Source organism: Streptomyces sp. NBC_00259, from assembly GCF_036181745.1.
Classification (GTDB): domain Bacteria; phylum Actinomycetota; class Actinomycetes; order Streptomycetales; family Streptomycetaceae; genus Streptomyces; species Streptomyces pratisoli.
In genome coordinates this window covers 1,386,999-1,401,597 of record NZ_CP108080.1, presented here as the reverse complement: position 1 = coordinate 1,401,597, position 14,599 = coordinate 1,386,999, and the positions used below count along the sequence as shown (strand labels likewise).

11 protein-coding genes are annotated in these 14,599 nt (G+C 73.1%); 1 reads left to right on the top strand and 10 read right to left on the bottom strand.

Annotation, left to right across the window (positions count from 1 at the left end; translation table 11 throughout):
* The 4 genes from OG766_RS06295 to OG766_RS06280 form a co-directional block, all read right to left on the bottom strand.
* Entirely contained in the window at positions 1–1,635 is a 1,635-nt protein-coding gene (locus OG766_RS06295; protein WP_328727433.1) for an allophanate hydrolase, read from the bottom strand.
* Between the two features lie 192 nt (positions 1,636–1,827).
* Positions 1,828–5,430 carry a 5-oxoprolinase/urea amidolyase family protein gene (locus tag OG766_RS06290; RefSeq protein WP_328724732.1) on the bottom strand — a complete coding sequence of 1,201 codons (3,603 nt, stop codon included), beginning with the start codon at positions 5,428–5,430 and terminating at the stop codon, positions 1,828–1,830.
* Positions 5,427–6,083 carry an urea amidolyase associated protein UAAP2 gene (locus OG766_RS06285; protein ID WP_266375594.1) on the bottom strand — a complete coding sequence of 219 codons (657 nt, stop codon included), beginning with the start codon at positions 6,081–6,083 and terminating at the stop codon, positions 5,427–5,429. Before OG766_RS06285 ends, OG766_RS06290 begins: the two co-directional genes overlap by 4 nt.
* Entirely contained in the window at positions 6,080–6,904 is an 825-nt protein-coding gene (locus tag OG766_RS06280; RefSeq protein ID WP_266375595.1) for an urea amidolyase associated protein UAAP1, read from the bottom strand. Before OG766_RS06280 ends, OG766_RS06285 begins: the two co-directional genes overlap by 4 nt.
* 151 nt (positions 6,905–7,055) lie before the next feature.
* Between OG766_RS06280 and OG766_RS06275 the strand changes: the two genes are divergently transcribed.
* Positions 7,056–7,682 carry a TetR/AcrR family transcriptional regulator gene (locus OG766_RS06275; protein WP_266375597.1) on the top strand — a complete coding sequence of 209 codons (627 nt, stop codon included), beginning with the start codon at positions 7,056–7,058 and terminating at the stop codon, positions 7,680–7,682.
* Between the two features lie 355 nt (positions 7,683–8,037).
* Here the strand turns inward: OG766_RS06275 and OG766_RS06270 are convergent, their stop codons facing one another.
* The 6 genes from OG766_RS06270 to OG766_RS06245 all read right to left on the bottom strand — a co-directional run bounded on the left by OG766_RS06270 (position 8,038) and on the right by OG766_RS06245 (position 14,353).
* A complete protein-coding gene (locus tag OG766_RS06270) occupies positions 8,038–8,970 on the bottom strand; it encodes an ADP-ribosylglycohydrolase family protein (RefSeq protein WP_328724731.1) in 933 nt (310 codons plus the stop codon).
* Between the two features lie 9 nt (positions 8,971–8,979).
* On the bottom strand, positions 8,980–10,506 hold the full coding sequence (locus OG766_RS06265) for an amino acid permease (RefSeq protein WP_266375601.1): 1,527 nt from the start codon (positions 10,504–10,506) through the stop codon (positions 8,980–8,982).
* Between the two features lie 334 nt (positions 10,507–10,840).
* On the bottom strand, positions 10,841–11,665 hold the full coding sequence (locus tag OG766_RS06260) for an anti-sigma factor (protein WP_266375603.1): 825 nt from the start codon (positions 11,663–11,665) through the stop codon (positions 10,841–10,843).
* Entirely contained in the window at positions 11,662–12,246 is a 585-nt protein-coding gene (locus OG766_RS06255) for a sigma-70 family RNA polymerase sigma factor (RefSeq protein WP_328724729.1), read from the bottom strand. Before OG766_RS06255 ends, OG766_RS06260 begins: the two co-directional genes overlap by 4 nt.
* 298 nt (positions 12,247–12,544) lie before the next feature.
* Entirely contained in the window at positions 12,545–13,381 is an 837-nt protein-coding gene (locus OG766_RS06250; protein WP_328724727.1) for a siderophore-interacting protein, read from the bottom strand.
* A gap of 51 nt (positions 13,382–13,432) precedes the next feature.
* The gene (locus tag OG766_RS06245) at positions 13,433–14,353 is read right to left on the bottom strand and encodes a 5'-3' exonuclease (protein ID WP_328727432.1); all 921 of its coding nucleotides are present in this window, start codon (positions 14,351–14,353) and stop codon (positions 13,433–13,435) included.
* Positions 14,354–14,599: the final 246 nt, after the last annotated feature.

Sequence of the window (14,599 nt, the reverse complement as noted above, 5' to 3'; positions counted from 1 at the left end):
TCAGCCGGTGCGGTACGCCCGCCAGCCCCCGTAGGCGGTGATGTCCCGCGCCCCGTCGAGGGCGTCCGGCTCGCACAGGAAGCCGGGTACGGACGAGCCGTCGGCCAGCGCGACCCGGCCGAGTGCCATCGGCCGCGGAAGGGCCGCCGCCAGCAGCCCCAGTCCCTCGGCGGGCAGCTCCCACTCCTCCGCCTCGACGGGCGCGCCCGAGCCGTCCGTGGTGTGCACCAGTCCGGGCTTCGCCGGGTCGGTGTCCAGCGCGTACAGGCGGTACACGGGTGCGGTACGGGTCGTGCGCACCCGCCGGGCGCCCAGGGCGAGCAACTGCGGGTTGAGCGGCTGGCCGGTGAGATGCGCGCCGACGACCGCCAGGCGGACGGGCGGGGTGAGGAGACCGGCGATCGTGGCGAGGTTCTCGTCCGTGCCGGCGGGTCCGACCAGCATCGCACCGAAGGGACGGCCCGCCACCGTGCCCGCCGGGACGGCGACCGCCGCCAGGCCGAAGAGATTCGTGGAGTTGGTGAACCGGCCCAGGCGGGCGTTGCTGCCGAGGGGATCGGCGGCCACCTCGGCGACCGTCGGATGACCGGGGGCCGTCGGCAGCAGCAGGGCGTCGGCGTCCCTCAGACCGGCGAGTGCGGCGGCTCGCAGGGAGGCCAGCCGGGCCTGGTCCTCGAAGAGCCGGTGGGCGGGGATGCCACGGGCGCGGCCGATGATCCCCGCGACCGTCGGATCGAGATCCGGAGTCCCCTTGTCGACAAAGGAACCCACCGCGGTGTACCGCTCGGCCACGAACGCGCCCTCGTACAGCATCGCGGCCGCCTCGGTGAACGGTGCGAGACCGATCGGTCTCAACTCGGCGCCTGCCGCTTCGAGCCGGGCCGCGGCCGCCTCGTACGCTTCGGCCCAGCCGTCGTCCAGCTCGCCGAGCTGGGCGGTGGGCGGGACCGCGATCCGCCAGGGGCCCGGCGCACGGGGCGTCGAGGGTGCCCCGCCCTGTGCCAGTACGCCCAGCGCGAGGCGCGCCTCCGGGAGCGTACGGGCGAAGACGCTCACGCAGTCCAGGCTTGCGCAGGCCGGGACGACACCGTCCGTCGCGACGAGGCCACGGGTGGGCTTGAGCCCGACGATGCCGTTGAACGCGGCGGGGACACGGCCGGAGCCCGCGGTGTCCGTGCCGAGCGCGATGTCGGCGATGCCGAGCGCGACGGCGACCGCGGAGCCCGAACTGGAACCGCCCGCGACACGCTCCGGGTCGAGGGCGCTGCGGACGGCACCGTACGGGGAGCGGGTGCCGACCAGCCCGGTGGCGAACTGGTCCATGTTCGTGGTGCCGAGGACGACGGACCCCGCCGCCTTCAGCCGGGCGACCGCGGGGGCGTCGTGGCCGGGCTCGTACGCGAACGAGGGGCAGCCCGCGGTGGTCGGCAGGCCGGCGACGTCGATGTTCCCCTTGACCGCGACGACGGTACCGGCGAGCGGCAGCCGCTCCCCGGCCGCGTGCCGGGCGTCGACGTCGCGGGCGTCCGCCTCGGCGTCGCGCTGCGGGCGCAGGGTGATCCAGACGTCGGCGCGGTCGGCCCGGGCGATGAGGTCGTAGGCGGCGCGGACGCGGGAGAGCGCGGTGGGCGGCATCGTGCGGGGCAATCGGGGCTCCTGGGGGTGGGTCGGTACGAGTGGCCGTCTCCGGGTCGGTGGTGCTGTGGCCGTTCGCGGGTCGGTGCCGTTCTCTGCGGGTCGGTGGGTGGGGTGTGTCCGCCCGTACCTCCTGCGGAAGGCATACCCACGCACCGGATCGTGTCGTGGCCCGGGAATCTGCGTCGGGAATCAGACTGGACCGAGAACGAGCAGCGGGGTGCCGGCCGTGACCTGGGTCCCGGGGGCGACGAGGACCTGGGAGACCGTCGCGTCGCGTGGTGCCGGGATCCGGGATTCCATCTTCATCGCCTCCAGCGCCAGCAGCGGCTGCCCGGCCCGCACCGCGTCTCCCGCGGCGACGTTCACCTGCCAGACCGAAGCCGCGAACTCCGCCTCCACCACCTGGCCGCCCGGAGGAACCTCGAGCTCCGTGGGTGGCGCGGCCGGGGACGAGGCCGCCTCCGCGCGGGCGAACTCACCCGCGGCTTCCCACGCCTCACGTTCCGCCGCGAACGCCGCCGCCTGGCGGCTGCGGAACTCGCCGATCGAGGCAGCGTGTTCGGCCAGGAACTCTCGGTGCGCGGCGAGGGAGAAGGTGCCCTCCTCGACGCGCGGGGTGAAGCGCCCGGCGGCCATGTCGGCGCGCAGTTCGAGGAGTTCGGCGGGGCTCACCGGGTACCACGTGATGCGGTCGAAGTGCCTCAGCAGCCAGGGCCTGGGACCGGACCAGGGCGACCACACCTGTGTCGTACGGCCCACGAACTGGTAGCCGCCGGGCCCCTCCATCCCGTACACGCACAGATACGCCCCGCCGATCCCGACCGAGTTCTCGGCGGTCCAGGTCCTCGCCGGGTTGTACTTCGTCGTCACCAGACGATGGCGCGGATCGAGCGGGGTGGCGACCGGCGCTCCGAGGTAGACGTCACCGAGACCGAGGACCATGTACTCGGCCCCGAAGACCGTACGGAAGACGTCGTCCACCGACGGCAGGCCGTTGACGCGGCGGATGAACTCGATGTTCCACGGGCACCAGGGCGCGTCGTCACGCACCCCCGCCATGTAGCGGGCGATGGCCTCCCGGGTGGCCGGATCGTCCCAGGACAGCGGGAGCCGAACCGTGCGGGACGGGACGACGAGCGAGTCCGCGGGCGGCAGGTCCCGCTCGACGCACCGCACGTCCGCGAGGGCCCGCTCCAGCGGCAGCACGGCCGGGTCGAGCTTGATCTGGAGGGACCGGATGCCGGGCGTCAGGTCGGTCACCCCGGGCAGCCGGCGGGCCCGCAGCGCCTCGGCGAGCGCGTGCACGCGCAGCCGCAGCGCCAGATCCAGCTGCATCGGGCCGAATTCGACCAGGAGATTGTCGTCCCCGCTGCGGCGGTACGTGACATCGTCGTGGCGCGCGAGAATCCCGCCGTCCACGATCTCCCGGCGCGGTGTCCCGTCCACCGTCACCGGAAGGAACCGGACCGTGTCGTCGGGCCGCAGCTGGCCCAGCTTCCAGCGCTCGCCCGTCGGAACCGTGGCCGGGCAGACGAAACCGCCGAGCGACGGTCCGTCGGGGCCGAGCAGCACCGGCATGTCACCGGTGAAGTCGACGGCGCCGACCGAGTAGGGCGTGTCGTGGATGTTCGAGGGATGCAGGCCCGCCTCACCGCCGTCCGGCCGGGCCCAGCGCGGCTTCGGCCCGACGAGCCGCACGCCGGTGCGTGCGGAGTTGAAGTGGACCTTCCAGTCGGCCGCGTAGAACTCCCGGATGTCCTCCTCGGCGAAGAACTCCGGTGCCGCATGCGGTCCTTCGACCGCGCCGATCCGCCAGGCGCGGGTGAAGACCGGGCGCTGGGCGTACGGGACCGGGCGCGTCCGGTGCGCCGCCGGCCCTTCCGTCGGCGCCGCGTCCGTGCCCGGACTGTCCGTGTCCGGACCGCCCGCTGCCTCCGAACTGCCCGTCGCCGGGCCGGCCGCCTCCGGACCGCCCGTCTTCGCGCAGCCGTGGAGCACATCGCCCGTCGCCAGCGCCCGGCCGCCGTGACCGCCGAACCGGCCCAGCGTGAACGTCGCCGCGCTGCCCAGGAAGTCGGGTACGTCCAACCCGCCGCCCGCGACGAGCAGATACGTGCGCAGCCCGTACTCGTCCGGGGCCCCGACGGCGAGCGTGCCACCGGCCGGGACGGTGAACGGTTCCCACTGCGCGACCGGTTCGCCGTCCACCGTCACCGGAGCCGGAGCGCCCGTGACACACACCGTCGTGGCATGGCTGAACCGCAGCACCGGCCCCTGGAGCGTGCACTCCAGGCCGGGTGCGCCCTCCGTGTTGCCCAGCGCCAGGTTGCCCAGGCGGAAGGACCGGTCGTCCATCGGCCCGCACGGCGGGACCCCGACCTCCCAGTAGCCCGTACGACCGGGCCAGTCCTGGACGGTGGTCAGTGTGCCGCCGGAGACGACCTCGATCCGTGGCGTCGGGTCGGCCACGGTTGCCAGCGTCGCCGTGGAGTGCGTCGCCTCGCGCACGGCGGGATCCGCCAGTGCCGCCCGTACCACGCCCAGGTTCGTCTCGATCCCGTCGACCCGGGTGGCGGCGAGTGCCCGGTCGAGCCCGGCCAGCGCCTCGGCCCGGGTGTCGCCGTACGAGATGACCTTCGCGAGCATCGGGTCGTACGCCGTCGTCACCTCGGTACCGGACCGGATCCACGCGTCCACGCGTACGCCTTCGGGGAACGCGACCCGGGTGAGCAGACCGGAGCTCGGCCGGTGGTCGCGGGAGGGGTCCTCGGCGTACAGCCTTGCCTCGACCGCGTGCCCGCGCGGGGCGCCCGGCTCCCGGACCACGTCCGTGTCGCCCTGCGCGAGCCTGAGCATCCACTCCACGAGGTCGATGCCGTAGATCTCCTCGGTGACCGGATGCTCCACCTGCAGCCGGGTGTTGACCTCCAGGAAGTACGCCTCCTCGCGCGCCGCGTCGTACACGTACTCGACGGTCCCGGCGGACCGGTAACCGACACCGGCGCACAGTTCCCGGGCTGAGCGGGCCAGCCGCTCGCGGACACGGTCCGGCAGTCCGGGCGCCGGGGCCTCCTCCACCACCTTCTGGTTGCGGCGCTGGAGCGAGCAGTCGCGGTCCCCGAGGCTCACCACCTTCCCCCGGCCGTCGCCGAAGACCTGCACCTCCACATGGCGGGCGTGCTCCACGAGACGCTCCAGGAAGACACCGGCGGAGGAGAAAGAGGCCTGGGCGACGCGCTGCACACGCTCCCAGGCGTCCGCCAGCTCCGCCGGGTCGTGCACGGCCCGCATGCCGATACCGCCCCCGCCGCCGGTCGCCTTGAGCATCACGGGGTAGCCGATGCGCTCGGCCGCGGCCAGGGCGGTGTCGAGGTCCGGCAGCAGGTCGGTTCCGGGGGCGAGCGGCACGCCCGCGGCACGGGCGGCGGCGCGCGCGGTGTGCTTCGCGCCGAAGAGCTCCAGCTGGACGGGAGCGGGGCCGACGAAGACGATGCCGGCGTCCTCGCACCGGCGGGCGAACGCGGCGTCCTCCGACAGGAACCCGTACCCGGGGTGGATCGCGCCGGCGCCCGTGTCCTTCGCCGCCTTCAGCACCAGATCGGCGTCGAGGTACGACTCCTTGGCGGGCGCGGGACCCAGGCGCACCGCCTCGTCCGCGAGCAGGACGTGGGGAGCGGAGCGGTCGGGGTCGGAGAAGACGGCGACGGTGCGGATCCCGAGGCGCCGGGCGGTACGGATGACGCGTACGGCGATCTCGCCCCGGTTGGCGACGAGGAGGGTGTCGAAGGTCATGCGGTCGCCTCCGTGGCTCCGGTCGTTCCGTTGGTTTCGACGGCCGTGATGGTTCCTGTGGCCCCGACGGCCGTGATGGTCATCTCCACCGCCGTCGGCTCGAAGCCGTTGCAGGGGTTGTTGATCTGCGGGCAGTTGGAGACGAGGACGAGGACGTCGGTCTCGGCGCGGAGCGTCACCCGCAGCCCGGGCGCGGAGATGCCGTCGACGATGCCGAGGGTGCCGTCCTTCTCGACGGGGACGTTCATGAACCAGTTGATGTTCGACACGAGATCGCGTGCGGTCAGCCCGTGCCGGGCGCCCTCGGAGAGGAAGTTGTCCACGCAGGCGTGCTGCGACCACGTGTGGTGGCCGTAGCGCAGGGTGTTGGACTCCTTGGAACACGCCCCGCCGATGGTGTCGTGCCGCCCGCAGGTGTCCTCCGTGACCGTCATCAGGGGGGTGTGCTCGTTCGACATGAGAACGCTGCTCGTGGTGAGGAAGACGCCGCCCTGGGCCTGGATGGTGTCCGGGGCGCTGTAGCGGACGGCGGTGTCGTGGGCGTCGTGGACGAGGAAGTCCACGGCCTGGTTGCCGTGCAGATCGGTGATGGTGAGCTGCTCGCCCCGGCGGACGACCGCCGACCAGGCGGAGCGGGCGGGTACGACGGTCATGACTGCCCCCTGGCGGCGAGGAATTCGGCGGTGTTGAGGAAGGCGCGGCGGCCCTCGGGAGCGGCTTCCCGGAATGGGTCGCCGGCCGCGGTCGGCGCGGCGCGCCAGGCCAGGACCTCCAGGGGAGTGCTGACGTACTCCGGCCGGGGATCGAGCGGATGCGGGACGTTGGCGACGAGGACGACCAGGTCCTGCTCGGCGCGCAGGGTGACCGAGGCGCCCGGTCCGGCGGACCCGGTGAAGTCCGCCGACCCGTCGTCCCGTACCTCCACACCCTGGAAGAAGGCGATCGACGGCGGCAGATCGCGCGGCTCCAGGCCGTTCTTGAGCGCGGCGAGCTTGAGCAGCTCACGGCCGGCGGGGGAGGGGGACTGCGGGCTGCCGTCGCCGTAACGGGCCGTGTTCCGTGCGAGCGTCGACGTGCCGCACAGCGCGTCGTGCCGGCCGCCGGTGTCCTCGGTCAGCGAGGCGAGCACGCGGCCCTGGCCGGAGAGCAGCAACCGGCCCTTCGTGAGGTACGCGTTCCACTGCACCTTCACGGTGTCGGCGACGTTGAGCCGCTCCCAGGGGCGCCCGTCCGCGTACAGCACGACGTGGGCGCAGGCGTCACCGCGGAGGTCCGTGAGACGCAGCTCGGTGCCGCGGGCGAGGACGCGGTGCGTGTAGTTGCCACCCGCCACCGTCTCCGCCCACACCAGATGCCCGGCGGAGCACGGCGGGGCGGGCCAGTCGGTGGCCGGTACCACCGGCATCGCCTCGGCGCGGGTGCCCTCCTGGGCGCGGGCGTGGTCCCTTGCCCCGTATGTCGTCGCAGTCGCCATGGGGCGCACCTCCGGCTCGGATCGCTGCTTTTCTGTCGCGCGACAGAAACTAGGGAGGTACGGCTTCCGGACCGTTGCCCGGCCATTGCGGACGCGTTACCGAAGCCTCACCAAGATCCGGGTGTCACCCGCGTGTGCGACGATCGGCCGCATGGGTACGACGGGACGGAAAGTCGGACGGCCGCGCGCGGAGCCGCGGCCGGACAGCGGCATGTCCACGCGTGACGAGCTGCTCGCCGCGGCGGCGGAGCTGTTCACGACGCATGGGTACGCGGCGACGACGACCCGGGCCGTGGCCGAGCGCGCGGGGATGCGGCAGGCCACGATGTACCACTACTTCGGCGGCAAGGAGGACCTCCTCGCCGAGCTCCTCGAATCCACGGTCACCCCCTCCCTCGCGCTCGCCCGCCGGCTCCTCGCGGACGACGGGCGCGCGCCGGAGGAGCGGCTGCGGGAGCTGTGCCGCTCGGACGTGGAGCTGTTGTGCCGGGGCCCGCACAACCTTGGCGGCCTCTATCTCCTCCCGGAGGTCCAGGGGGAGCGATTCGCCGGGTTCCACCGAGTACGGGCCGACCTGAAGGACGCCTACGGGCAGCTCCTGGCCGGCACGGCACCGGGACGCACCCTCGACAAGGGCGAGCTGGCGCTCCGCACGGACCTGGTGTTCGGGCTGATCGAAGGCGTGATCCTCGTCCACCGATCGGATCCGGACCGCCCCGTCGGTTCGTTCGCCTCGGCGACGGCGGACGCGGCGCTGAGGATCGCCGGTACGGGGTGAGCGGCCGCGCGGACCGCTAGGCCGTGTCTGACAAATCCCGCCTGGCGCGCGACGCCCGGCACGCACTCCCCCGTAGCCCTTCGGGCACGGGAGGTGCCCCCACGCTGCGTTGTCGGAGTCATCCAAGTACGTCCAGTACGAGGATGATCTCCCCCAGCCTTCGGCGGGGGCACCCCCACCGCCTTGCGATTGCACGCACCGGACGCCGCACGCCCCGCCCTGCGGGCGGACGGCGCTATTTGTCAGACACGACCTAGGCCCAATGCCAGTGACTTAACGAGCCACTCGAAGCTCTGACGTGCGGAAACATCGCCCATGGGGCCTCCGCCGGGCGCCAAAGTCACTGGTATTGGACCTAGGCCGCCAACGCCGTCGCCAGGGCTGTGAGGTCCTGGGTGCGCAGGACACGCGTGCCGTGCCCCGGAAGAGGCACGTGGAGGGCGCGCGTCCACCGCTCCGGGATCGCGGCGGCTCCGTGCACGGCGCCCGCCGGCGCACCGGTGACCGCCGCGACCGTGTCCGTGTCGCCGCCCAGATCGATCGCGGTGCCGAGCGACTCCTCGAACGACGCCGACGTCCGCAGCGCCCACAAGGCCGAGCCCAGGCACGGCCACACCGCGCCGTTGAACTCGGTCGCGTCGTCCGGGTGCCAACCGGGCGCCAGTACGCTGGCCCAGCGCTCCCGGTGGTCTCCGTGCACCCCGGCCAGCGCGTCCGGCACCGCGCCGAGCGGATCGCCCCCGTCCAGCGCCACCCGGATCAGCTCGTGGAGGACCGCCGTGCCCTCCCACGCGGCGCGGTCGCCGTGGGTCAGGGCGGCGATCCGTCGGGCCGCCGCCATCGTGGCCTCACGTCCCTCGCCCGCGAAATACACCGCGGACGTGGCCGCCCGCATCAGCGAACCGTTGCCCGCCGCACGGTCGTTGACCTGGAAGTGCAGCGCGGCCGCCAGGTCCCACGGCTCGCCGCCGCCGAGGACCTGCTCGGTCTGGAGACCGATGTCCTTCGGGTCTCCCGCTGCCCAGCGGCGGAAGCGCTGGAACATGTCCGCGGGGTCGAGTCCGCCCCGTTCGATCAGGGACTCGCCGACGAGGACGGCCATCTGCGTGTCGTCGGTGGCCTCCCCGGGATCCCAGCCGCCGCCTCCGCACATCTCGCCGACGCCGTCCGGGAAGCGGGCCGTGTACCCGCCCGCGAGCCCGAACTCGAACGGCGCACCCAGCGCGTCGCCCACCGCCGAACCGACGACCGCCCTGTCAGCCCTGTCAGCGCTGTCAGCCCTGTCCACAGGGTGAGCCTATGCGCGCCTCAGCGCACGGTAAGCGGCGCCCGCCGCGAGAGAGACGCCCAAGAACAGGACCGTGAACCACTGGAAGTACCAGTGGCCGCCCGACGGGTCGTACACCTCGGCCCGGGGCCAGGCGAGGTTGAGGGTCATGGCGACGCCGTACGCGAGCGCCAGGACGTTCACCGGGAGGCCCCAGCGGCCGAGGGTGAAGAGCGGGCGGCCCGTTTCGTCGCGCTCGTCCGGGGCCGCGGGTCCCCAGTGCCCGCGGAGGCGGCGTACGAGCATGGGGCCGGTGACCATCGCGTACGCCAGGTAGACCATGGCGATGCAGGTCGTGCCGATCGCCAGGAGCGCCTCGGGGGAGAGGAAGTTGAGCAGGAGGAGCAGCGCGGCGAGGAGCCCGACGGTGAGGGCCGCCGCGGCGGGCATGCCGGTGCGGGCGGGGACCTTGGAGAGGGCGGGGGACAGCGGGAGTTGGCGATCGCGGGCCATCGCGTACATCATCCGGGTCGCCGAGGTCTGGATGGCGAGGGTCGCGGCGCAGATCGCGATCACGACATCGGCGAGGAGGACCTTGCCGAGGCCGTCGCCGAGCGTGCTGGTGAGGACGTACGAGAGGCCTTCCGTCGCCAGTCGTCCGTCGGTCAGGCTGGGGGCCGCGAGCAGGCCGCCGAGCAGGAGCAGTCCGCCGCAGACACCGGAGGTGCTGAGCGCGGAGAGGGTCGTCCGGGGCGCCGTCCGGCGCGGGTTGACCGTCTCCTCGCTCATCTCGCCCGCGCTCTCGAAGCCGATGAGGACGTACGCGGCCGTGAACGAGCCGATCAGCAGCGCACCGATCGCGCCGCCCGCGTCGCCGGTGTGCAGGACGATGCCCGGGTCGCGCTCGGAGTGGGTGAGCAGCAGGGTCACGATGAGGGCGACACCGATGATCTCGGCGGAGACACCGATGGTGTTGACGGCTGTCAGGACCCGGTTGTCGAGCACGTTCACGAGCGTGGTGAGGGCGAGGAGGATCAGCCCGAGCAGGGCCGCGTTCGCCGCCCCGCTGGGAGAGGTCGGGGACGGGTCGCCGCCGAGGAGCTGGAACCCCGGCCAGATCGCGGGCAGTACGGCCTGCAGGGCGAGGGCCGCCGCGCCGACCACGACGACACGGCCGATGAGCATGAGCCAGCCCGCGTACCAGCCGAAGGCGGGAGTGCTGAGCCGCGTCGACCATTGGTAGACGGCCCCGGCGAGAGGGTAGCGGGCCGCGAGTTCGGCGAAGCAGGCGGCGACGAGGAGCTGTCCGGCGAGGACGACGGGCCAGGTCCAGAAGAAGGCGGGCCCGCCGAAGGAGTAGCCGAGCGCGAAGAACTGGAAGACGGTCGTCAGTACGGAGATGAAGGAGAAGCCGGCCGCGAAGGACGCGTAACGGCCCATGCGGCGGCGCAGTTCCTGCGGGTAGCCGAAGTCGGCGAGCGCTTCCTCGTCGGCGCCGCCCGGACCCGTGGGGCCGGGCCGGACGTCAGTGGACTCGCTGGGTGCGGTGGCGGTCATGGCAGCCCCTGTCGCTGATTCTGTCGAGCGACAGAAATTAGGGACGTGCCGTTTCCACCGCATGACAAGGCCGTGTCGGAGCGGGGCCGAAGTGCTCACGGCCCCGCTCCTCACCTCGCGTACAGCGAACGGCCGGTACCGAGCGCCTTGCCGTGACCGGGAGTTCAGCGGCTCGCGACGCCATGCACGGCACGTCGCGGCACCTCGCGGCACTGTCGGGGCCGCCCGAGTGAGCCGAGTGCGGCCGAGTGCGAGGGCGATCCGCCGCCTTGCGATGCACCGCGCCGGACGCCGCGAGCCCTCGGCGGACTCTTCCCGTCACCGCGCCGGGGCCCTACACCGCCGGGAAGTTCAGCAGCCCCAGCGGTGTGGTGGTCGGTTTCGTCGAGCCGCCCGCCGGCTCGACGGTGATGCCCATGCCCGTCGCCCCGTCCACCGGGCCGTCCATGAGCAGTGCCTCCGGCGCGCCGGAGGACTCCAGCAGCCCGGCCGGGCGCATGGTGCCGTCGTCGGCGAACCAGAGTTGGTAGACCTTGCCGCTGCCCGGTTCCGGCAGTCCGGAGGCCAGGAAGACGGCCTGGTTGCGGTCGCGGGAGACGGCCACCGTGCCGGTCGCTCCGTCGCCGAGCGAGGTGCTCGTGGTGCGGACGTCGGGCGCGGTGAGCACGTCGGCGAGCGCCTCGGTGCGCTGCTGCGCCAGGGTGGTCGCCTTCCGTGCCTCGGCGGCGGCGTCCTCGGCGGCGCGCTGCTGCCAGAACGCGACGCCCCCGAGCCCGGCGACCGCCGCGAGGCAGGCGGCGAGGACGAAGCGGGGGAACCTGCGGCGGCCCGCCGGGCGGGCCCTGCGGACGGGGGTGCGGACATGTCCGTACCCCCCGGTCGTGTCCGGACCGGCGATCGTCGGGGGCTCCTGGCGCACCGTCGCGATCCGCGCCAGCACCTGGGACTTCATCGCGGGCACCGGGGGATCGGCGACGGCGAGGCCCAGTCGTGCCGCGGTGGCGCCGAGTTCCCGTACCTCCTGCTCGCAGGCCGGGCACGCGTCCAGGTGCCGCTCGAAGCGTGCGCGTTCCCGGTCGCCGAGCGCGTTCAGGGCGTACGCGCCGGTGAGCGTGTGCAGCTCGGCATCCCGCCCCGCGCCCTTCGCCGCTGCGCTCATGCGTTCACCCCCAGGCAGTCGCGCAGACGGATCAGTCCGTCGCGCATACGGGTCTTCACGGTGCCCAGCGGCACCGACAGCAGTTCCGCCACCTCGCGGTAGGCGAGCCCGCGGTAGTAGGCGAGGGTCACCGACTGGCGCTGGAGCTCGGTCAGCGTGCGCAGACAGCGCCGTACCTGCTCCCGTTCGAGCCGGGCCGCGACCTGCTCGACGACATCGTCGAACGCCGGCGTCCCGCCGAGCCGCGCGGCCTTCTGCTCGCGCTCCACCGCGGCCTGGGCGGAGCGTACCCGGTCCACGGCGCGACGGTGGGCGAGGGTGAGGGTCCAGGTCAGCGCGGAGCCACGGGAGGGCTGATAGCGCGCGGCGGTGCGCCACAGCTCGACGAGCACCTCCTGGGTGACCTCCTCGGACTGCGCCGGATCGCGCAACACGCCGCGTACGACGCCGAGTACGGGACCCGAGACCGCGTCGTACACCCGGGAGAACGCCGCCTGGTCGCCGCGCGCCACCCGGACGAGCAACTCGTCGAGTCCCGGCCCCGCAGGTGGTGCCCCTGTGATGCGTATCGCTTCCTTCACCGCTCTCCCCTCGCCCGCACTCACCTTCCATATACGGAACGGAAGCGCGTCCTGACTGCTGTCCGGCGAAAGTTTTTACCTGCGTGTTTCTCGCGTCGGCGGCTCGGCGCGCGCGGCGACGGCATGCGGGGCGGGAAAGGGGCCGTGGGGGAGGGCACGCCGGAGGGGAAACAGGGGGCCACAGGCAGTCGAGGGAGCCCGGGCACGGGCAGCCCTCACCTACCGCCGAGGACGGGCAGCCCTCACGTACCGCCGAGGGCGGGCAGCCCTCACGTGCAGAGCCCTCAGGCCGGGGCGGTCACCCCTCCTGCTCCCGCTCCACCTCCGCGTTCCACTCGCGCTTGATCGCGCGCCAGGCCTCGTCCGACTTGCCGAGGCGCCAGTAGCCCGAGATGGAGAGCCGCGTCAGCGGAATGCCCCGCTCCAGGCGGAGGTACCGGCGCAGTTCCTTCACCGCTCCCGCCTCGCCGTGGACGAACGCGTGCACGTCGCCCGCGGGGAACTCCAGCTCGCGCACCGCCGCGATCAGCGGTTCGCCGCAGGGGCGGGCACCACGGTGGAGCCAGGTGACCGTGACTCCGTCCGGGGTCGTGATCTTCTGCTCCTCCTCGGGCCCGGAGATCTCCACGAAGGCGTGGACCACCGCGCCCACCGGCATCTGCTCCAGTGCCGCCGCGATCGCCGGGAGAGCGCTCTCGTCGCCCGCCAGCAGATGCCAGTCCGCCGCCGGGTCCGGCGCGTAACCGCCGCCGGGACCGAGCAGTCGTACGGTCTCGCCGGGCCGGACGCGGGCCGCCCACGGGCCCGCGAGTCCCTCGTCGCCGTGGACCACGAAGTCGATCACCAGCTCGCGGTGGACCGGGTCCCACGAACGCACCGTGTACGTGCGGTTGCTGGGCCACTGGTCGCGAGGGAGCTCCTCACGGATCCGGGTCATGTCGAACGGCTCGGGGTACGTCACTCCCGGCACCGGAAAGACGACCTTCACGTAGTGGTCGGTGAACCCGTCCGTGCCGAAGGACGCCAGCCCTTCGCCGCCCAGCACGAGACGCACCATGTGCGGCGTGATCCGTTCCGTACGCAGGACCCGCGCCTCGTGGACCTGCGGTGCCTTTCGTGCGGGTGTCTCTGCCACGGCGGTCTCCCCTGCTGACTGTAGATGCTTAGGCTTGCCTAAGTTAACACCTCAGTCGGTGGAACTCGCGGCCGCCAGCTCCGTCCGCAGCCGGGACACGGCCCGTCCGAGGCCCCAGCGCAGAGCCAGCTCCTCCAGCCGGGCCGGGTCCCGCGGCTCCTTCGGCAGCGCCGGGTCGAAGGCGGGCACCGCCACGTCGCCGGCGACCCGCACCACCTTCGGCGCGACCGCCACATAGGCGCGCGACTCGTCCAGCCGCTTGCGCTGCGACGGAGTGAGCTTCGAGCCCGGGTCGTCCACGGCGGCCATGATCCCGGCCAGGTCCCCGTACGTGGCCAGCAGCTTCGCCGCCGTCTTCTCGCCGATGCCCGGGACCCCCGGGAGCCCGTCGCTCGGGTCTCCGCGCAGCAGGGCCAGATCCGCGTACCCCGGGCCGTCCACGCCGTACTTCTCGCGCAGCACCGCCTCGTCCGTGGTCTGCATCAGACCGACGCCCTTGAGCGGATAGAGCACCCGGATCCCCCGGGCGTCGTCCACCAGCTGGTACAGGTCGCGGTCGCCGGTGACGATGTCGACCGGGCCCGGTGCGCGGCCGGTGAGGGTGCCGATGATGTCGTCCGCCTCGTACCCCGCGACACCGACGCGGGCGATGCCGAACGCGTCCAGCACGTCCTCGATGACCGGGACCTGCGGCGACAGCGTGTCCGGGATCTCCTCCTCGTCCGGGCCCGTCTCGGTCTCCTCCGCCACCCGGTGCGCCTTGTACGAAGGGATCAGCTCCACCCGCCAGTGCGGCCGCCAGTCCGCGTCCATGCAGGCCACCAGGTCGTCCGGGTGATGGTCCTGGACCAGCCGGGTGATGAATTCGAGCAGCCCGCGCACCGCGTTGACCGGAGTGCCGTCGGGCGCGCGCACGGAGTCCGGGACCCCGTAGTACGCACGGAAGTAGAGGGAAGCGGTGTCGAGGAGCATCAGGCGTCGCGTCACAGTCCGAATGATGCCGCACCCCACCGACACCGGGCCCGGCCTCACCGCCACCCGGCCCGGCCCACCGACACCGGGCCCGGCCCACCGACACCGGGCCCGGCCACGCGGACGGTGCCTTCGTGGCCGCCCGGTGTCGCCCGCGTGAACTGGATCACTCTCGCGTTTGGCCCCGTAGCGCCGGGGCAGGCGCGTCGCCGGAGCGGACCCCGTTGCGCCTTCAACCGATGCGAC

Bases quoted from the DNA above. Each gene is read 5' to 3' on its own strand.
- OG766_RS06295 (WP_328727433.1), bottom strand. From the start codon at position 1,635: ATGCCGCCCACCGCGCTCTCCCGCGTCCGCGCCGCCTACGACCTCATC.
- OG766_RS06290 (WP_328724732.1), bottom strand. From the start codon at position 5,430: ATGACCTTCGACACCCTCCTCGTCGCCAACCGGGGCGAGATCGCCGTA.
- OG766_RS06285 (WP_266375594.1), bottom strand. From the start codon at position 6,083: ATGACCGTCGTACCCGCCCGCTCCGCCTGGTCGGCGGTCGTCCGCCGG.
- OG766_RS06280 (WP_266375595.1), bottom strand. From the start codon at position 6,904: ATGGCGACTGCGACGACATACGGGGCAAGGGACCACGCCCGCGCCCAG.
- OG766_RS06275 (WP_266375597.1), top strand. From the start codon at position 7,056: ATGGGTACGACGGGACGGAAAGTCGGACGGCCGCGCGCGGAGCCGCGG.
- OG766_RS06265 (WP_266375601.1), bottom strand. From the start codon at position 10,506: ATGACCGCCACCGCACCCAGCGAGTCCACTGACGTCCGGCCCGGCCCC.
- OG766_RS06260 (WP_266375603.1), bottom strand. From the start codon at position 11,665: ATGAGCGCAGCGGCGAAGGGCGCGGGGCGGGATGCCGAGCTGCACACG.
- OG766_RS06245 (WP_328727432.1), bottom strand. From the start codon at position 14,353: ATGCTCCTCGACACCGCTTCCCTCTACTTCCGTGCGTACTACGGGGTC.